This window comes from Spirillospora sp. NPDC047418, from assembly GCF_040643275.1.
Taxonomy (GTDB): Bacteria; Actinomycetota; Actinomycetes; order Streptosporangiales; family Streptosporangiaceae; genus Spirillospora.
This window is the reverse complement of record NZ_JBEYTW010000013.1, coordinates 92,205-109,515: the sequence shown is the minus strand read 5'-3', so window position 1 is coordinate 109,515 and position 17,311 is coordinate 92,205. Positions and strand designations below refer to the sequence as shown.

15 protein-coding genes and 2 riboswitches are annotated in these 17,311 nt (G+C 73.3%); of the genes, 8 read left to right on the top strand and 7 right to left on the bottom strand.

Going from position 1 to position 17,311, the window contains the following annotated elements; all coding sequences use genetic code 11:
- Positions 1-11: 11 nt before the first annotated feature.
- Entirely contained in the window at positions 12-1,481 is a 1,470-nt protein-coding gene (locus ABZ806_RS11160) for a M48 family metallopeptidase (RefSeq protein WP_500216746.1), read from the bottom strand.
- On the bottom strand, positions 1,478-2,755 hold the full coding sequence (locus tag ABZ806_RS11155; RefSeq protein ID WP_500216745.1) for a hypothetical protein: 1,278 nt from the start codon (positions 2,753-2,755) through the stop codon (positions 1,478-1,480). The genes ABZ806_RS11160 and ABZ806_RS11155 overlap by 4 nt, the downstream gene beginning before the upstream one ends.
- Before the next feature lie 332 nt (positions 2,756-3,087).
- Between ABZ806_RS11155 and ABZ806_RS11150 the strand changes: the two genes are divergently transcribed.
- A complete protein-coding gene (locus ABZ806_RS11150) occupies positions 3,088-4,269 on the top strand; it encodes an RNA-guided endonuclease InsQ/TnpB family protein (RefSeq protein ID WP_500216744.1) in 1,182 nt (393 codons plus the stop codon).
- Here ABZ806_RS11150 and ABZ806_RS11145 read toward each other — a convergent pair.
- The 3 genes from ABZ806_RS11145 to ABZ806_RS11135 form a co-directional block, all read right to left on the bottom strand.
- Entirely contained in the window at positions 4,211-5,047 is an 837-nt protein-coding gene (locus tag ABZ806_RS11145) for a CHAP domain-containing protein (protein WP_500216743.1), read from the bottom strand. The two genes, ABZ806_RS11150 and ABZ806_RS11145, sit on opposite strands and share 59 nt — an antisense overlap.
- An 11-nt stretch (positions 5,048-5,058) precedes the next feature.
- A riboswitch (cyclic di-AMP (ydaO/yuaA leader) is annotated at positions 5,059-5,198 on the bottom strand.
- A gap of 154 nt (positions 5,199-5,352) precedes the next feature.
- Positions 5,353-5,553: riboswitch (cyclic di-AMP (ydaO/yuaA leader) on the bottom strand.
- Positions 5,554-6,043: 490 nt separating this feature from the next.
- Positions 6,044-7,090: a C40 family peptidase gene (locus tag ABZ806_RS11140; protein ID WP_500216742.1), complete on the bottom strand. Its 1,047-nt coding sequence runs from the start codon at positions 7,088-7,090 to the stop codon at positions 6,044-6,046.
- A 171-nt stretch (positions 7,091-7,261) separates the two neighbouring features.
- Positions 7,262-8,509 (bottom strand): NYN domain-containing protein, encoded by a 1,248-nt coding sequence (locus tag ABZ806_RS11135; RefSeq protein ID WP_500216741.1) that lies wholly within the window; start codon positions 8,507-8,509, stop codon positions 7,262-7,264.
- A 351-nt stretch (positions 8,510-8,860) separates the two neighbouring features.
- Between ABZ806_RS11135 and ABZ806_RS11130 the strand changes: the two genes are divergently transcribed.
- The 3 genes from ABZ806_RS11130 to ABZ806_RS11120 are packed head-to-tail and all read left to right on the top strand — an operon-like array spanning position 8,861 to position 11,742.
- Positions 8,861-10,654 carry a DEDD exonuclease domain-containing protein gene (locus tag ABZ806_RS11130; protein WP_500216740.1) on the top strand — a complete coding sequence of 598 codons (1,794 nt, stop codon included), beginning with the start codon at positions 8,861-8,863 and terminating at the stop codon, positions 10,652-10,654.
- Between the two features lie 4 nt (positions 10,655-10,658).
- Positions 10,659-11,408, top strand: a complete 750-nt coding sequence (locus tag ABZ806_RS11125) for a rhomboid family intramembrane serine protease (RefSeq protein WP_500216739.1) — start codon at positions 10,659-10,661, stop codon at positions 11,406-11,408.
- A 46-nt stretch (positions 11,409-11,454) separates the two neighbouring features.
- Complete coding sequence (locus ABZ806_RS11120) at positions 11,455-11,742, top strand: Lrp/AsnC family transcriptional regulator (RefSeq protein WP_346046534.1); 288 nt, start codon at positions 11,455-11,457, stop codon at positions 11,740-11,742.
- A gap of 28 nt (positions 11,743-11,770) precedes the next feature.
- On the opposite strand, the gene ABZ806_RS11115 is transcribed toward ABZ806_RS11120, so the two are convergent.
- On the bottom strand, positions 11,771-12,466 hold the full coding sequence (locus ABZ806_RS11115) for a PDC sensor domain-containing protein (protein WP_500216738.1): 696 nt from the start codon (positions 12,464-12,466) through the stop codon (positions 11,771-11,773).
- Between the two features lie 9 nt (positions 12,467-12,475).
- Positions 12,476-13,186, bottom strand: a complete 711-nt coding sequence (locus ABZ806_RS11110; protein ID WP_500216737.1) for a FadR/GntR family transcriptional regulator — start codon at positions 13,184-13,186, stop codon at positions 12,476-12,478.
- 79 nt (positions 13,187-13,265) lie between these two features.
- Here ABZ806_RS11110 and ABZ806_RS11105 point away from each other — a divergent pair, with 79 nt between their 5' ends.
- Genes ABZ806_RS11105 through ABZ806_RS11090 form a run of 4 tightly spaced genes read left to right on the top strand, consistent with a single transcriptional unit; the run spans position 13,266 to position 17,293 of the window.
- Positions 13,266-14,327, top strand: a complete 1,062-nt coding sequence (locus ABZ806_RS11105; protein WP_500216736.1) for an ABC transporter ATP-binding protein — start codon at positions 13,266-13,268, stop codon at positions 14,325-14,327.
- A gap of 34 nt (positions 14,328-14,361) precedes the next feature.
- The gene (locus ABZ806_RS11100; protein ID WP_500216735.1) at positions 14,362-15,573 is read left to right on the top strand and encodes an ABC transporter substrate-binding protein; all 1,212 of its coding nucleotides are present in this window, start codon (positions 14,362-14,364) and stop codon (positions 15,571-15,573) included.
- Positions 15,570-16,484 (top strand): ABC transporter permease, encoded by a 915-nt coding sequence (locus ABZ806_RS11095; protein ID WP_500216734.1) that lies wholly within the window; start codon positions 15,570-15,572, stop codon positions 16,482-16,484. Before ABZ806_RS11100 ends, ABZ806_RS11095 begins: the two co-directional genes overlap by 4 nt.
- The gene (locus ABZ806_RS11090; RefSeq protein ID WP_500216733.1) at positions 16,484-17,293 is read left to right on the top strand and encodes an ABC transporter permease; all 810 of its coding nucleotides are present in this window, start codon (positions 16,484-16,486) and stop codon (positions 17,291-17,293) included. The genes ABZ806_RS11095 and ABZ806_RS11090 overlap by 1 nt, the downstream gene beginning before the upstream one ends.
- Positions 17,294-17,311: the final 18 nt, after the last annotated feature.

Sequence of the window (17,311 nt, the reverse complement as noted above, 5' to 3'; positions counted from 1 at the left end):
GCGCCCGCCGGTCAGCGCAGGGGCGGCGGGACCGCGACGCGGTTCATGCGGGCCCAGTCCCGGGCCATCGCGATCCGATCGGGCCCCGGCGGGTGGGACGTCCACAGGACGTACTCCATCGCGTCGGGGCTCAGGTCGGAGATGTTGCGGACCGACAGCTCGTGCTGCATCGACACGAACGTCGACGGGTCGCGGGTGAGGTTCAGGGCGTGCGCGTCGGCGCGGGCCTCGATGCGCCGGCTGACCAGGTTCTGGACGGGCGCGGCGAGGAGCGTGCCGGCGGTGACGAGTGCGAGCAGCAGCGCGATGGTCCGCGGGTCCGCCGCCCCGCGCTCGCCCGGTGCCCCTTCCGGCGCGTCGCCGGGACCGGCCCCCGCGCGCCGCAGGACGCGCGGAGAGGTCATCAGGAGGTACAGCAGGCACAGCGCCCCGGCGATGCCGAGCGCGCCCACCAGCGTCCCCCACAGGACGTCGTCGCGCTTGGCGTGGCCGAGCTCGTGGGCGACGATCGACTCGATCCGCGGGCGCGGCGACGTCAGCAGCGTGTCGTAGAGGACGATCCGGCGGGTGGACCCGAACCCGGACACGTAGGCGTTCAGCGACGTCGTCCGGCGGGACGCGTCGGCGACGAGGACGTCCTCGACGGGGACGCCGTCCCGCTTCGCCATCGCGAGGAGGTCGCTGCGCAGCTGCCCCTGCTTCAGCGAGTGGAAGTCGTTGAACACCGGCTCGACGACCACCGGGTAGATGAACGACACGAGCACGACGAGGACGAACCCGCCGCTCGCGGCGCCCGTCCACCAGTAGCGGGGGAAGCGCCGGATGAGCGTGTAGAGGAGCAGCAGCGCGATCGTGTAGACGACCCAGGTGACGCCGAGCGACTTCAGCTGGTCGGTGAGCCACGCGGGCCAGCTCTGCGTCGACAGCCCGTACCGGCGCAGCACCGACTCGCTCCAGACGTCGAACGGGAGCCCGGCGAGGCGCAGCAGCGTGGTGACCGCGACCGTCGCGGCGACGATCCGGAGCGGGCGGCGGCGGGTGCGGGCGGTCGCCCAGCCGATGAAGCGGGCGCCGAGCGGGGTGAACCCGAGGACGAGCAGCACCGCGAGCCCCGCCAGGAGCCCCGCGTAGGCGGGCGGGTTGATCGCCGAGTCGAACGCCCGCGAGCGGGCGATCTCGGCGGGCGAGAAGTCGAGCGCCGGGTCGGGCGCCGCGTGCCCGCCGGGGACGTGGCCGGGCAGCGGGTTCCAGGGGGTGGTCAGCGCGAGGACGGCCCCGACCCCGGCGAACAGCACCACGGCCGCGACCGCCGCGGCGACGCGCGCCCGCCCCGCCCCGCCGATCCCGGCCACCGTCCGGCCCCCCTCCTCCACCGCCCCGTCGCCCGCGCCGCCCTCGTCCACGCGCCCCTCGTCCGCCCCCGTCACGTCCCTCGTGGGGGGACGCCCCGCCACGCCCCCCGGTTCGCTTCGCTCGCTCATGAGAGTTCCTTCTTCATGTAGTCGCGCCAGAGGGTGGTGAAGCGGTCGCGGGTGAGGCCCAGCACGTCGCGCAGCGCGGTGGCCTCCGGGGCGCGCCCGGCGGCCCGGTACAGCCGCACGAGCGTCGCCTCACCGTACCGGCCGGCGACCATCCGGCAGGCGAGCCAGGCCTCCTGGTAGGCCTGGGAGAGGCGCGGGGAGCCGCCCGCGAAGTCGGCGGCGGCCGGCAGCGCGGCCGGGACCCGGCCCGCGGCGACCTCGCGGCGCAGCTCGCCGGCCGCCGCCCGCACGCCGATCTCGACGCACCGGTAGCCGACGTAGTCGGCGAAGCCCTCGATGAGCCACAGCGGGGTGCGCCGGTCGCGCGCGCCGCCGGTGGCGACGTGGGTCAGCTCGTGCGTGAGGACGACGTCGCGGCCGAGCGCGTTGAGCCGGCCGAAGGTGCCGGGGGAGACGATGACGCGGTCCTCGCCGGGGCCGCCGCCCGCCGAGGGCGCGACGGTGGCGAGGGCGGCGATCTCGTGGAGGCTCTGGCCGGGCCCGGCGAGCGCCGACGCGAGGGCCGTGTCGGCGGGGACGAGCGCGACGACCCGCTGCGCCCAGCCGCGCCCGACGACGCCCGTGACGACCGGTACGGCGGCGTCCAGGCGGCCGGCGATGCCGGTGAGCCCGGCGGCGTCGCCGATGACGAGGCTGGAGCGCCCCTTGACCACGGTCAGGGGGCCGCCGTCCCAGATGTCGGCGTCGTCCTTGAATCCGTGGGACGTTCCATCCCCGGCGATCGTCCAGGTGCCGGAAGCCGGTGCGAAGGCCAGGTAGCGGGTGCGGGCCACGTAGCCCTTGTCGAACCCGCGCAGCCTGTAGCGCACCTCGACGCGGACGACCGCGCTCTCGCCGGACGCGGCCTGGGTGTTGGAGAGACGCTCCTGCCACCCCTCCAGGGGGAGCTTGCGGAGGTTGTCGTACATGCGCGACTGCGCGTCCTGGAACGCCCTGGGCGCGTGGCCCACGGTGGCGAGGAAGGCGATGCGGTCGCCGTCCCGCACCGCCCGCGCGCGGTTGGCGAGGACGGTTCCGGCGGCGTCGGGGCCGAACGGGCCGGCCGCCTCGGCGGAGTCGCCGGGGGAGGCGCGGGTCCCGGCCGCGCCGTCGCCGCCGGACCGCGCGCCGAGGAGGCAGGCGCCGCCCGCGAGCAGCGCGGCGGCCCCGCTCGCGCCCAGGGCGAGCGCCCTGCGCCGCGTCACGGGGCCGCCGCGCTCCGGATCGTCCTCCATGCGCGCGATCCTATGCAGCGCGCGCCGCCGGAGGCGCCATCACGAGCTTTCCCCGGGGATGCCCCGGCCTCGACCGAACGGGTAGGAATCCGGCCTCCCACTCAGCGGGGCAGGGGAGCCGATCCGCCCCCTGGCGCGGATCGCTCGCCGAGTGCCGCCGAGGGCCGTCTCCAGTAGGTAGAAGAGATCAGAGTTGAGGGAGCGCCGGCCGGCGTCTCGCCCGCTCGACCCGGCGTGCGCGGACGTCGGCGGGGACCCGCGGAGTGACACGCCCACCAAGGGTAACTCACAGTATCGTCAAGAACACGTAGAGGCAGTGTCTGGTCGGCGGTATGGCGATACCGGCACACCACGAGCACGGCATCGGGAACGCCCGGTTCGGGTTCCGGCTGCGGCTGTCGTCTACTGCCGAGCGGGCGCTGCTGGCCGAGTGGGATCGCTGCCGGTGGGTGTGGAATGAATGCGTCGCCCAGTCGAAGGCCGCGCATCGGGCGGGCGCCACGTGCGGGCCCGCGCAACTGGACAAGATGTTGACCGGGTGGCGCGCCGAGAAGTCCTGGCTGCGCAAGGGGACGTCGGTGCCGCAGCAGCAGACCCATCCGCGACTTCGGCCGATCACGGGCCAGGGCGCTCAAAGACATCGTCGAAGGTTTGCCGGTCCGGCAGCGGGCGGGGATGCCCCGGTTCAAGAAGCGGGACCTGACCGATCCGACCCTCAACTACACCCGCCGCGGGTTCCGACTGCGGGACGGGCGCCTGCACCTGGCCGGGGGGCATTGTGGCGGGGGTACGCCTCGTTCGTCGCGACGGCGCGGGTGGAGCCTCTGCCGGCCACCGGACGGGTCCTGGGTGTGGACTGGGGCGTGACCGAGACCGCGACGACCACCTCGGGCGACCACGACCTGCCGCACTCCGAGCACGGTAAGAAGGCACAGGCGCGGCTGGCGCGCTACCAGCGGCAGATGGCGCGGCGCCGCGCCCCCACGGGCAAGAAGCAGTCCAAGGGGTATCGGCGGGCGCGGAAACTGGCGGCCAAAACGCACACGAAGGTCGCCCGACAGCGCCGGGACGACGCCCGCAAGTGGGCGAAGAAGGTGATGCGCGACCATGACGCGGTCGCGGTCGAGGACTTCCGCCCCAAGTTCCTCGCCAAGAGCACGATGGCGCGCAAGGCCGCCGACGCCGCGATCGGCGACACCAAGAAGGCCCTGATCGAGATGGGCCGCAAACACGGCCGAGACGTCCGCCTGGTGGGCCCGGCGTACACCACGATGGACTGCGGCGACTGCGGCGACTGCGGCGCGAGAGCCAAGCACCGCCTGCCGCTGTCCGAGCGCATCTACACCTGCACCGCGTGCGGGACGTCCCGTCCCAGGGACAAGAACTCCGCGCGCGTGATGCTGGTCCGGGCGGGAGGGGACCCGAACGATCCCCTCCCGCCAGGGAGGGGAGCAGTCAAGACTTGTAGTCGGGGTACCCGTAGCCGACGATGTCGTCGGCGGAGCGCTTCTTGATCTTGACGGCGTTGCCGGTGTTGCCCTCGACCGTCTCCACGGTGCCGTCGTCGATCTTCTTGATCACCATGCCGACGTGCCTGATGCGCGAGACGTCCTTGCTGCCGTCCCACGCGTAGAAGACGATCGCGCCCGGCTTCGGCTCGGTGCCCCAGCGGCCGTGCTGCTGGAACCACCTGGCGTGCGCGACCGTCCAGGCGTCGCTGCCGACCTGGTCGGTGAAGCCGATCTGCTCGCCGACCCAGGAGACGAACATGTCGCACCACTGCGCGCCGCTGTAGCCGCCGATGGAGCCGCCGTCGCGGGCGACCGTCTCCTGGGCGCGGGCCGTGCTCATGTACCACTTCTGGAACTTGGTGTCGCCGCCGCCGTCCTCGGTGATCCCCACCTGGGACTTGGCGATCTTGATGGCCTCCGCGGCGGTGGGCCGGGACTCCCCGGACTTCTGGGGAGGGGCCTGCCGCGGCTCGTCCTTCGCGTCCTTCTTGGGCGCCGCCTTGGACGTACTGCGCGGACCGTCCTTGGAGGAGCCCTTGGACGAGCCCTTCGACGACTCGTGCGACGGGCCGCCGCCCGCCTTCTTGGCCGCGGTGACGCCGGCCGCCGCGGCGGTCGCCGGGGCGGGCCCGAACGGCAGGACGGACGCCTGCGCGGTGGCCGCGGCGGTGCCGAGAACGGCGGCGCCGACGATCACGCCGCCGGTCGTCCGCCAGGTGATGGACAGGGAGCCGGGCTTGCGGTGCTTGCCCGGGGTCTTCTTGCGATGCGCGCCTGGCACGGGGGGATCTCTCCTCGACTTCCATGCCGCCTACCGGGTTAGCTGACGGGTTCGGGCGTGGAAGCCGCCCTACGGCCGCCCATGGGCAGGCCGATTCACCCCGAAAAAGGACACAGTGGGTCCCCGGCTCCGCGTCCGGCGCGCGTGTGCGCGGCCGTCGGCGGACTCGGCGGTGACGTGCCGCGTGCGGGCACGCCGGTTCGGATGGGTCTCCGCCGGACGGTCGCGTCCGCGGAGGGCAGGGGTGTTCCGGGCGTGGCCGTCCGATGGGCGGCCACGCCCAGGAAACGCTGCGGAACTCACTCCTTCGCTCTTCCAGACGCCTACCGGGTTAGCTGACGGGTTCGGGCGTGGAAGCTGGCCCTACGGCGGGCTCCACCGGAACGGGGCCGGTAGAGGCGCACCGATTCACCCCGGGTGCCGGAATGCCCGTCCGGGAGGTGTCCCGGACTCCGGCGGTGTGGGTCCCCGGTTCCGCGCTGAGGCGGATTCGGCGCTGCCGCTGCGATCCTGGGGGCGAGATGGGGCCCGGCGCGGGACCTGTCTCCCGCGTGCGAACGAGCGGCGCTGATGTTGTGGGCGGACGGCCCGTTGCCGGGAGCGTCCGGAGCCTGGCCCGGAGATCCGCCGTGGACGCGCTCTCAGCGCCATGCACGCTGCGGGCGTGCACACGGTGGCCGGACCGGCCGCGGTCCACGACGGGACCGCTGCGGCACCGTTCGGGTGCCGCGGGGCGACGCGTGGAGCGTGCCGCCCGGGGGGAGCGGCGCGTGGCTCGCGCCGCCTGACACGCGGCGGCTGGATGCGCCGCGTGGGACCGAGGCGCCTGGTGGGTGCCGCGGGGCCGCGGCGCCTGGAGGGCGCCGGGGTGGTGACAAGGTACCAAAGCCCCAACAGAAGGCAAACCCCCCCAAAATCAACAACGGACCAGGTCAACCCTGGTCCGTTGCCGATGAGAACCCTCAGGCGCCCCTCAGCGGAGCGCCCGGCGGGGCGTCAGGGACGCCCGGCGCCGTAGTAATTGCTCAGGTAGTAGCCCGAGGTGATGCTGACGACCGTGACGGTCTTGCCGCTGCTGGGAGCGTGGATCATCTTGCCGTTGCCCACGTACAGGCCGACGTGGCCGAGGCCGCTGAAGAACACCAGGTCGCCCGGCTGGAGGTCGCTCTTGGCGACCCGCTTGGTCGCGGCCCACTGGGAGTTGGTGGTGCGGGTGATGTTGACGCCCGCGGCCGCCCACGCCTTCATGGTCAGGCCGGAGCAGTCCCACTGGTCCGGTCCCTCGGAGCCCCAGTGGTAGGGGTCCCCGTACTGGGCGTAGGCGAAGTCGATCGCGGTGCGGGCCGAGCCGCTGGCCGGGCCGTTGTAGGTGGCGCCGCCCCCGCCTCCGCCGCCGGAGGACGACGTGCCGCCGCCGAGGCTGCGCACCAGCGCCTTCTGCTTCTTGACCTTGTCGTTGAGTTCCTTCTTCTTCTTCGACAGCTCGTCCTGCTTCTGCTTCACCTCGTCGTAGGCCGCCTTGGCCTGCGCCTGCTCCCGGCGGAGCCGCTGGGCGGTCGCGAGGAACTGGGTGAGCTGGGAGCTGCGCTCGTGCGACAGGTGGGAGAAGACGGCCGCCTGGTCGAGGATCGCCTGCGGGTCCTTGCTGCCCACGAAGCCCGTGACGTCGGCGGAGTCGCCGTTCTTGTAGGCGGCGGCCGCCATCTGGGCGATCTTGGAGCGCTGCTCGTCGAAGGTCGCCTGCTCCTGCTTGGCCGCCTTCGTCGACATGCTGTACTTCTTCTTGGCGACCTTGAGCTTCTCGTTGTTCTGGTTGTACTTCTCGACCTCTTGGTCCATCTGCTCGTTGAGCTTGTTGAGCTTCTTCTGGGCCTGCGCCTTGGTCGGCTTCGGCTCGGCGTGCGCCGCCACCGGGACGTAGGTCAGGGAGGCCGTCAGGCTCAGGGCGGCGACGGCCGCCAGGCGTCGGGAGGCGGCTCTGCTCGCCAGGCCGCCTCTCCGGTCGCGCCCCTGTGCTGGTGCCCCGATGAGATCTTTGGCCACGGTCGGTCTCGCCCCTCTCGTCCACGACGTCAGCCGACGACACTAGCGACGGGCAACAACCGTCACAACCGATTCGTCACTCTTTGATTGACATCGGCGATCATTGTCTCTTTTTTGTGACATTCTGATCACGGGGAGCGACCCGTCCCTTATCGGGGCCTTATGGGTTCCTTATGACCGGCCCAGCCGCCGCAGCAGCAGGGTGGAGGGGCACGGCCGGGCCTGCGCGCGGCGGGCCGCGTCGGCGACCTCCCGGTCCGACGACACCACCACGACCGGACGGCCCGGCGGCTCGGCCCGCACCAGCTCGCCGATCAGCTCGTCCGCGGTCTGGCCGGGGGCGCTGAACTTCACCCGGACGCCGCGCGGCGCCACGATCGCCACCGGCGCGTCCAGCTCCGCGCCGTCGAACACGCATGTCACCTCGGCGCGGGTCTGCGCCGCCAGCCCGCCGAGCCCGGACACCAGCCGGCTGCGCTGGTCCGAGAGCGGCAGCTCGCCGTACCCGGTCTTCGTGACGTTGTAGCCGTCCACCACCAGGTGCACCTGCGGCAGGGCCAGCAGCCGGTCGAGCAGCTGCGGGTCGCCGTCGGACAGCGCCCGGCCCGGGACCGCGCGCTGCGCCGCCCCGCCGACCATGTCGGCCGGGCGGCCGATCGTGGAGGGCAGCGCCAGCTCGCGGCGGACGCCCTGCGCCGCGTCCACGAGCGTGTCGAGCAGCATCCGCAGCCGGACGTCGTCGACGTTGCGCCCCTCCCGCGCCGCGCGCTTGGCGGCCTCCGCGGCGGCCTCCGCCTGGGCGGCGCGGGCGCGCAGCCTGCGCAGCTCCTTCTCGGACGCGGCGGTCGACTCGCGCGCGGCGGCCAGCTCCCGCTCGCTGCCGGCCGCGACTGCGGCCGAGCGCTCCTCGGCCGCCCGGAACCGGGTGCGGGCGTCGTGCAGCTTGCGGCGCAGCTCGGCGACCTCGGCCTTGGTCTCGCGCAGCTCGGCGCGCAGCTTGTCCAGCTCGGCGGAGCGCGCGCCGCGGGCGGCGGCCAGCTCCTCGCGCAGCGCGGCGACGCGGCGCTCGGCGGCCTCCTCCTCCGACGCGGTCGCGGAGCGGTCCAGCTCGGCGCGGGCCGACTCCACGAGCGCCGTCCAGCCCGCGGGCCGCAGCAGGTAGGCTAGCACCGCGACCCGCACCGGGTCGGCGGCGGGCGGTACCCGCCCGCCCTCGACGGCCTCCGCCAGGTCGGCCTCCGCCTCGCGCAGCACCCCGGCGACCCGCTCCCGGAAGCCGGGGTCCTTCTCCAGCACCGCCGCGATGTGCTGCCCGGCGAGCTTGGCGCGCTTGCGGCGCTCGAACCGCGCGAACCGGCGCAGCGGCGCGGGGACCTCGTCGGCGGGCAGCGACCCGATCAGCTCCGCGGCGGCCTCCACCACGGACTGCCGTACGGGTTCGGGGAGGGGCCGGCTGAGATTCTCTTCCCCGGGAGCGTGGGGGGTCGCACCCCCGGAAGGAGGCGGATTCTCTTCGGACTCCGTGCAGCCGGGGGTCGCTTCGGGGCCGCTGTCGATGATCCCGCTCCTTCCGGGGTGCGCCGGTGGGCTGTGTCTTCCCTACCGCCCCGAGTCTTAATCGGCGATCGACCAGGGCGGACGTGCGGTATGCCGGATCGCGCCGGGTTCCCCCGAACGTCCCCGCGGCCCCCCGGCCCGGCGGGACGCGCCGGCGCCCCCCAACCCTAGCGGCCCCGGCTTCTGTCGGTGGGGTCCTCTACGGTCGCGGACATGACGAGTCCGCAGGGTGCGCAGGGTGCGGGAATCCAGGGCACGCTGGACGACCTCGGCACCCCGCTCGCCGAGGTCACCTTCGTGGTGGTCGACCTGGAGACGACGGGCGGCTCGGCCGCCGACTCGGCCATCACCGAGATCGGCGCGGTGAAGGTGCGCGGGGGAGCCGAGCTCGGCGAGCTCGGCACGCTGGTCGACCCGGGCGGGCCCGTCCCGCCGTTCATCACCGCGCTGACCGGCATCACCACGGCGATGGTGACGGCCGCGCCGCGCATCGAGTCGGTGCTGCCGGCGTTCCTGGAGTTCGCCCGCGGCTGCGTGCTCGTCGCGCACAACGCCCCGTTCGACATCGGCTTCCTGAAGAGCGCCTGCGCCGCGAACGGCCACCCGTGGCCCGCGTTCCCCGTCGTCGACACGGTCGACCTGGCGCGCCGCGTCCTGTCCAGGGACGAGGTGCCCAACTGCAAGCTCGGCACGCTCGCCCGGTTCTTCCGGACGTCCAGCGAGCCGACGCACCGCGCCCTCGCCGACGCCCGCGCCACCGTGGAGGTCCTGCACGGCCTCATCGAGCGGCTCGGCTCGTTCGGCGTCACCTCGCTGGAGGAGATGCGCGGCTTCGCCAAGGCGCCCACCCCCGAGCAGCGCCGCAAGCGGCACCTCGCCGACGACGTGCCGAGCACGCCCGGCGTCTACCTGTTCGAGGACCACGCCGGCGAGGTGCTCTACGTCGGCAAGAGCGGCGACCTGCGCTCGCGCGTGCGCAGCTACTTCACCGGCTCGGAGACGCGCCGGCGGGTCCGCGAGATGGTCGGGCTCGCCGAGCGCGTCCGGACGATCGTGTGCACCACCGGGCTGGAGGCCGAGGTCCGCGAGCTGCGGCTGATCGCCGCGCACAAGCCGCGCTACAACCGCCGCTCCAAGTTCCCCGAGCGGGCGATCTGGCTGAAGCTGACCGCCGAGCCGTTCCCGCGGCTGTCGATCGTCCGGGAGTGCCGCGCCGACGGCGCCCGCTACCTCGGCCCGATCTCCTCCCGCCGGCAGGCCGAGGAGGCGCGGGCGGCGCTGCACGAGGCCGTCCCGCTGCGCCAGTGCACGCAGCGGCTGACGCTCCGCATCATCGAGCGCGGCAAGGGCCGCGCCTGCGCGCTCGCCGAGATCGGGCGCTGCGGGGCGCCCTGCGACGGCCGCGAGTCCCCCGACGCCTACGCCGTGCACGCCGACACCGCGCGCTCGGTGCTGGAGGGCGACGTGCGCCCGGTCGTCGCCGCCGCGCAGGTGCGCATCGACCGGCTCGCGTCCGAGCTGCGCTACGAGGAGGCCGCCGCGCAGCGCGACCGGATCGCCGCGTTCGTCCGCGCCGCCGCGCGCGGGCAGCGGCTCGCCGCGCTGGCCCGGCTCCCGGAGCTGGTCGCGGCGCGGCCCGCGTTCGACGGCGGCTGGGAGCTGTCGGTCGTGCGGTACGGGCGGCTCGCCGCCGCCGGGACCGTCCCGCCGCACGCGCGGCCCCGCCCGTACGTGGACGCGCTGATCGCCACCGCCGAGACGGTGTTCCCGCCGGCCGGCGAGGCGCCCGGCGGGGTCGCGCTCGGCGCGCCGCCGTCGACGGGCGCCACCGCCGAGGAGATGGAGTGCGTGCTGCGCTGGCTCGACCTGCCCGGCGTCCGGCTGGTCGAGGTCGACGGCCCGTGGACGTGCCCCGCGCACGGCGCCGAGGGCCTGCGCGAATGGATCGACAAGGGCTACGAGCGGTACGAGCCGTCCCCTCCGAGGGCCGGCCGCCCACTAAGGTGACGATGTGGCCCTGCCCCTCTACGACAGCCAGCCGGCCCGGCGCGTCCCCTGGGTGACCTACCTGCTGGTGGCGGTCAACGTCGTGGTCTTCCTGCTGACCCCCATGTCGAACTTCGCCGCCTGGTACGGCGAGGACGGGGTCCGCGAGTGCAGGGCGGCGCACTTCACCTTCGAGTACGGCGCGGTGCCGAAGGAGCTGACGACCGGCGACCAGCAGCCGATCCCGTCCGGCATCGCGCACCAGTGCGGGCCCGCGTCCTACCACAAGGCGCCCTGGACGTCGGCGTTCACCTCGATGTTCCTGCACTCCGGCGCGCTGCACCTGCTCGGCAACCTGGTGGCGCTGTTCGTCGTCGGCATGGGCGTCGAGGACCGGCTCGGGCGCTGGCGCTACCTGCTCAGCTACCTGGCGTTCGGGCTCGTCGCCGTCTACGGGTTCGCCTGGACCTCGCCCGACTCGACGGTCCCGCTCATCGGCGCGTCCGGGGCCATCGCCGGGGTGATGGGCGCCTACGTGATCCTGAACCCGCGCGGCCGCATCGTCAGCTGGGTGCCGCCGGTCATCGTGGTGCGGCTGCCGGTGTGGGTGGTGCTCGGGTACTGGTTCGTCCTGCAGTGGCTCTCACTCGGCGACGAGAAGAGCAACGTGGCCTACACGGCGCACATCTACGGGTTCGCGGCCGGGGTGGTGTTCGCGCTCCTCGCGCGTCGCGCCGGCACGGCGGGCAGGCTGGCCGCGCTGAGCCGCGGCTGACCCTGCCGGTAGGGTCGGAGGGTCCGCATCTGAGGGGGAGGGCGAAGTGGTCACTGCGATCGTGTTCGTCAAGGCCGACGTCGCGCGCATCCATGAGGTGGCCGAGACGATCGCCGCGCTGGACGGTGTCAGCGAGGTCTACTCGGTCACCGGCGACCACGACCTGATGGCCATGGTCCGGGTGCGGCGGCACGAGGAGCTGAACGACGTCATCCCGGGCCGGATCAACAAGGTCCCCGGCATCGTCGGCACCGAGACGCACATCGCCTTCCGCACCTACTCCCAGCACGACCTGGAGCAGGCGTTCGCCCTCGGCCTCCCCGACGCCGACTGACGGCCCTCCCAGCGGGCGCCCGCCGCGGTCAGCCGGCGGTGACGACCGACAGGGACAGGTCTCCGCACGGCCGGGCCGCGTAACCGGGGCTCTCGCGGTAGACGGCGCCGGGCGGCCAGCTCGCGGTGTTGGACGCCATGACCCGGCCGGGGGCGTTGACGACGAACGCGGGCGCGGGGATCTCGCGCAGCGCGGGGACGACCTCGTTCTCGAACGTCCGGGCGAACACGTCCGCGGCGGCGACGCCGGCGAAGGCCCCGGCGACGTGCACGGGCGCCGATAACGTCAGGACGTACTCGTCACTGCACAGGTAGTCGACGTAGGGGCCGCAGACGGTCCGCTCGGCGCCGCTCTCGGGCCCGGTGAACCACTCCCAGCGGGTGTAGTCGTAGAGGGCGCTGCGCTCGGGGTCCAGGTCGCGGAGCAGCTGGGACGGACGGCCCGCCGGGCCGGTCTGCCACCACTCCAGGTACCAGGCGGCGTCGGCGAGCAGCCGCGGCGCCGCGATGAACCCGAGGCCGCAGACCAGCGGGCCGAGCCGCGCGAGCAGCAGCGGGCGCAGGTCGGCGAGGTCGGCGCTGACGGGGGCGCGGCCGGTGCGGTGGACGTCGGCCAGGCACCGGGCCGCCGCCTCGCGGACCCGGGCCACGGTCGTGAACACGCCGTCCAGGGTCGCGCGGACGTGCGCCGCCGCCGCGCCGACGGCCGGTGCCTCGGCGGGCATGGGACCCCCTCAGAGTGCGAGCCGTCGTTCAATGAGACGTTCTACCGCATTCAGGACGTGACTTTCAGCTACATCGCGGGCTCGGGCGTCGTCGGCGGCCTCGATGGCGTCGACGATCGCGGCGTGCTCGGCGTCGACCCGGCCGCGCCGGTCCGGCAGGTCGTGCACGGCCCACACCAGCGGCCCGATCTCGGCCTGCAGCCGGATCTCCTCGCGGGTGAGCCGGCCGGACTGGGAGGCGGCGGCGACCTCCAGGTGGAGCCGGCCGTCCAGCCGGCACATCCCGGCGCCGCCCTCGGACATCTCGGCCAGCGAGCGGCGCAGCCGCCGGACGTCGCCGGGCAGCGAGCGGAGCGCGGCGAGGCGCGCGGCGGCGCCGGCGATGGCGGCGTAGTGGTCGCCGAGGTCGCGCAGCTCCTCAGCGCTGAGCGAACCGAGCCGCTCGTCGAGGTCGAACGGCCTGGCGGGGGCCCGGACGAAGCTGCCGCCGCCCCGCCCGCGCCGGGTCTCGATGAGCCCTTGCTGACGCAAGGCCATCAGCGCCTCGCGTAGGGTGACCGTGGAGACGCCCAGATGCGCCGCGAGGTCGGTCTCGCTCGGCAGCTGCTCGCCGTCGCCGAGGAGGCCGAGCGCGATCGCGTCGCTGAGCCGCCGCACCACCGCGTGCACCCGCGCGGTGTTGTCCACGGGCGCGAACACGACGAGATGCGCGCTGTTCATGGGCCCCCTCCCGGTGTTGCTCACAGTGATACCGGAACATCACTTGAACTGAAACCTATGAATCCATATGTTTTCGGTCATGCCGGTGACAGCGGTGAGGATCCGCGATCTGCGCAAGACCTTCGGTTCCGTCGAGGCGGTGGCGGGCGTCGACCTCGACATCGGGGACGGCGAGTTCTTCTCGATGCTCGGCCCGTCCGGTTCCGGGAAGACGACCGTGCTGCGGCTCATCGCGGGCTTCGAGCACCCGGCGTCCGGGACGGTCGAGCTCGGCGGCCGGGACGTGACCGGGCTCCCGCCGTTCGACCGCGACGTCAACACCGTCTTCCAGGACTACGCGCTCTTCCCGCACATGGACGTGCTCCGCAACGTCGAGTACGGGCTCAAGGTGCGGCGGGTGCCGCGCGCCAAGCGGCGTGAGCGGGCGCTGGAGGCGCTGCACGGCGTCCGGCTCGACGGGATGGAGGCGCGCCGCCCCGGCGAGCTGTCGGGCGGCCAGCGGCAGCGGGTGGCGCTCGCCCGCGCCCTGGTCAACGAGCCGCGGGTGCTGCTGCTGGACGAGCCGCTCGGCGCGCTCGACCTGAAGCTGCGCGAGGAGATGCAGGTCGAGCTGAAGGCCCTGCAGCGGCGGGCCGGCATCACGTTCGTGTTCGTCACCCACGACCAGGAGGAGGCGCTGACCCTCAGCGACCGGGTCGCCGTCCTCAACGCGGGCCGCGTCGAGCAGGTCGGGACGCCCGCCGAGGTGTACGAGCGCCCCGCGACGGAGTTCGTCGCGGGCTTCGTCGGGACCTCCAACCGGATCGGCGGCGCCTGCGTCCGGCCGGAGAAGATCCACGTCGCGGTCGAGGGCGGCGGACTGGACACGGACGGGCCGGACGCGGGCGGGCCGGGCGCGGGGGACCGGCACGCCGCCGGCACGGTCGCGGAGGTCGTCTACGCGGGCGCGGTGACCCGCTTCGTCATCGACCTGGAGTCGGGGGACCGGGTCGTGGCGCTCCAGCAGAACCTGCGGACCTCCTCCCTGGACGTGCTGGGGCGCCGCGGCGCCCGCGTCCGGATCAGCTGGCACGCGGCGCACGAGTTCCACGTCTCGGGCACCGGCACGGGCAGCGACCCGGAGCCGGCGTCCGCCTCCTGATTCACCCCCAACCCCCGAGAATAAGGAGTTCCCCATGTGGTCCACGCGCATGGCGCTCGCCGCCGCGGCGACGCTGGCGATCGGACTGACGGCCGCCGCGTGCGGCGACGACGGCTCGGGCGGCAAGGCGTCCGGTGCCGGGCAGGGCGGCTTCACCGTCCCGAAGATCCCGATGCGGCAGTCGCTCGGCGCGGGCGAGGGCGAGGTCAACCTGGTCGCCTGGGCCGGCTACGCCGAGGACGGCTCCAACGACCCGAAGGTCGACTGGGTCACCCCGTTCGAGAAGCAGACCGGCTGCAAGGTCAACACCAAGGTCGCCGGGACGTCCGACGAGATGGTCACGCTGATGAAGACCGGCGAGTACGACGCGGTCTCGGCGTCCGGCGACGCCTCGCTGCGGCTCATCGCCTCCGGGACGGTCGCGCCCGTCAACACCAAACTCGTTCCGAACTACGCCGATGTCTTCGCGGGCCTGAAGATGCAGCCGTGGAACTCGGTGAACGGCGTCTCCTACGGCATCCCGCACGGCCGCGGCGCCAACCTGCTGATGTGGCGCACCGACACGGTGAAGCCCGCGCCCGACTCGTGGGGCGCGGTGTTCGACGCGAACTCCCCGTACAAGGGGAAGATCACCGCCTACGACTCGCCGATCTACATCGCCGACGCCGCCCTCTACCTGATGTCGGCCAAGCCGGAGCTCGGCATCAAGAACCCGTACGCGCTCGACCAGAAGCAGTTCGACGCGGCCGTCGGCCTGCTGAAGACGCAGCGCGGGCTCGTCGGCGAGTACTGGTCCGACTACACCAAGGAGGTCCAGGCGTTCAAGAGCGGCGACTCCGTCCTCGGGACGACGTGGCAGGTCATCGCGAACCTCGCCGAGTCGGAGAAGGCGCCGGTGGAGGTGGCGCTGCCCAAGGAGGGCTCCACCGGCTGGTCGGACACCTGGATGGTCGCCGCCAAGGCCAAGCACCCGGACTGCGCCTACAAGTGGCTCGACTGGATCGTGTCGCCCAAGGCGAACGCGCAGGTCGCCGAGTGGTTCGGTGAGGCGCCGGCGAACGCCAAGGCGTGCCGGGAGACGTCCGACAAGAGCTTCTGCGACACCTTCCACGCCACCGACGAGAACTACTTCTCCAAGGTGCACTTCTGGACGACGCCGATCGCGCAGTGCCTGGACGGGCGCACGAACGTCAGGTGCGTCGACTACTCCAAGTGGACCCAGGCGTGGACCGCGATCAAGGGATGACCGCTCCCGCCCTGACCGGCGGGGACGACGCCCGCCCGGCGCCGGGACCCCGGCGCCGGGCGGCGGCCCTGCTGCACCGCCGGCCCCGGCTGCGGCTGTCGCTGCTGCTGTCGGCGCCGCTCGCCTGGCTGGTCGTCGTCTACCTCGGCGCCCTCGCCGCCATCTTCCTCACCGCGTTCTGGACGACCGACGTCTTCACCGGCGAGGTCGTCCGCCGGTTCACCCTGGCCAACTTCGAGGCGATGCTGGACGAGCCCGTCTACCGGACGGTCGCCCTGCGCAGCCTCGGCGTCGCGGCCGCCGTCACCCTCATCGACACCGCCATCGGCTTCCCCATGGCGCTCTACATGGCCAAGGTCGCCAGGCCGCGGTACCGGCCGTACCTAATGATCGCGATCCTGGCGCCGCTGTGGGCCGCCTACCTCGTCAAGGCGTACGCGTGGCGGGTGATGCTGCAGCAGGGCGGCCTGCTCGACGAGGTGCTGCGCCCGGTCGGGCTCGGCAGCCCCGGCTACGGCCTCACCGCGACCGTGCTCGTCCTGTCCTACCTGTGGCTGCCGTACATGATCCTGCCCGTCTACACCGGCCTGGAGCGGCTCCCGGACTCGCTGCTGGACGCCTCCGGCGACCTCGGCGCCCGGCCGCTGCGCACGTTCCGGACCGTACTGCTGCCGCTGGTGTTCCCATCGCTGGTGGCCGGGTCGGTCTTCACGTTCTCGCTGTCGCTCGGCGACTACATCACCGTGAAGATCGTCGGCGGCTCGCAGCAGCTGCTCGGCAACGTCGTCTACGACAACATCGGCGCCGCCAACAACCTGCCGTTCGCCGCGGCCGTCGCCACGATCCCGGTGGTGGTGATGCTCGGCTACCTGGCCGCCGCGCACCGCACCGGCGCGCTCAGGGAGCTGTGATGACCTTCTCGCCCGCCGCGCGGATCGCGCTGCGCGTCCTCATGGCGCTCGGCCTCGCCGTCATCTACGTGCCGCTGCTCGTCGTCCTGGTCAACTCCGTCAACGCCGACAAGACGTTCGGCTGGCCGCCGCCCGGCCTCACCGGGCGCTGGTGGTCGCAGGCGCTGGCCAACGAGGGCGCCCGGCAGGCCGTCCTCACCAGCGTCAAGGCGGGGCTCGGCGCGACGGCGATCGCGCTCGTCCTCGGCACGATGGCCGCGTTCGCGGTGGCGCGGTACAGGTTCTTCGGACGCGAGACGGTGTCGCTCGTCGTCATCCTGCCGATCGCGCTGCCCGGCATCGTCACCGGCATCGCCCTCAGCAACGCCTTCCAGGTCGTGCTGAAGCCGCTCGGGATCGGGCTCGGCCTGTTCACCATCATCGTCGGGCACGCCACGTTCTGCGTCGTCACCATCTACAACAACGTGCTGGCCCGGCTCCGCCGCACCGGGACGAGCCTGGAGGAGGCGTCCGCCGACCTCGGCGCCGACACCTTCCAGACGTTCCGGCACGTGACCCTCCCGACGCTGCGCTCGGCGTTCCTCGCGGGCGGCCTGCTGTCGTTCGCGCTGTCCTTCGACGAGATCATCGTGACCACGTTCACCGCCGGGCCGGGCGCCACGACGCTGCCGATCTGGATCTTCAACAACCTGTTCCGGCCCAACCAGGCCCCGGTCGTCAACGTCCTCGCCGCCGCCCTGATCGTGCTGTCGATCGTTCCGATCTACCTGGCCCAGCGCATCTCGAGCGGCGCCCGGAACGTGGCGTGAGCGGTGCGGGCGGTGCGG

What these genes read in the sequence shown, in the direction of transcription:
- ABZ806_RS11105 (WP_500216736.1), top strand. Translation starts at nt 13,266, where the DNA reads ATGCCGGTGACAGCGGTGAGGATCCGCGATCTGCGCAAGACCTTCGGT.
- ABZ806_RS11110 (WP_500216737.1), bottom strand. Translation starts at nt 13,186, where the DNA reads ATGAACAGCGCGCATCTCGTCGTGTTCGCGCCCGTGGACAACACCGCG.
- ABZ806_RS11115 (WP_500216738.1), bottom strand. Translation starts at nt 12,466, where the DNA reads ATGCCCGCCGAGGCACCGGCCGTCGGCGCGGCGGCGGCGCACGTCCGC.
- ABZ806_RS11095 (WP_500216734.1), top strand. Translation starts at nt 15,570, where the DNA reads ATGACCGCTCCCGCCCTGACCGGCGGGGACGACGCCCGCCCGGCGCCG.
- ABZ806_RS11160 (WP_500216746.1), bottom strand. Translation starts at nt 1,481, where the DNA reads ATGAGCGAGCGAAGCGAACCGGGGGGCGTGGCGGGGCGTCCCCCCACG.
- ABZ806_RS11150 (WP_500216744.1), top strand. Translation starts at nt 3,088, where the DNA reads ATGGCGATACCGGCACACCACGAGCACGGCATCGGGAACGCCCGGTTC.
- ABZ806_RS11130 (WP_500216740.1), top strand. Translation starts at nt 8,861, where the DNA reads ATGACGAGTCCGCAGGGTGCGCAGGGTGCGGGAATCCAGGGCACGCTG.
- ABZ806_RS11090 (WP_500216733.1), top strand. Translation starts at nt 16,484, where the DNA reads ATGACCTTCTCGCCCGCCGCGCGGATCGCGCTGCGCGTCCTCATGGCG.
- ABZ806_RS11155 (WP_500216745.1), bottom strand. Translation starts at nt 2,755, where the DNA reads ATGGAGGACGATCCGGAGCGCGGCGGCCCCGTGACGCGGCGCAGGGCG.
- ABZ806_RS11100 (WP_500216735.1), top strand. Translation starts at nt 14,362, where the DNA reads ATGTGGTCCACGCGCATGGCGCTCGCCGCCGCGGCGACGCTGGCGATC.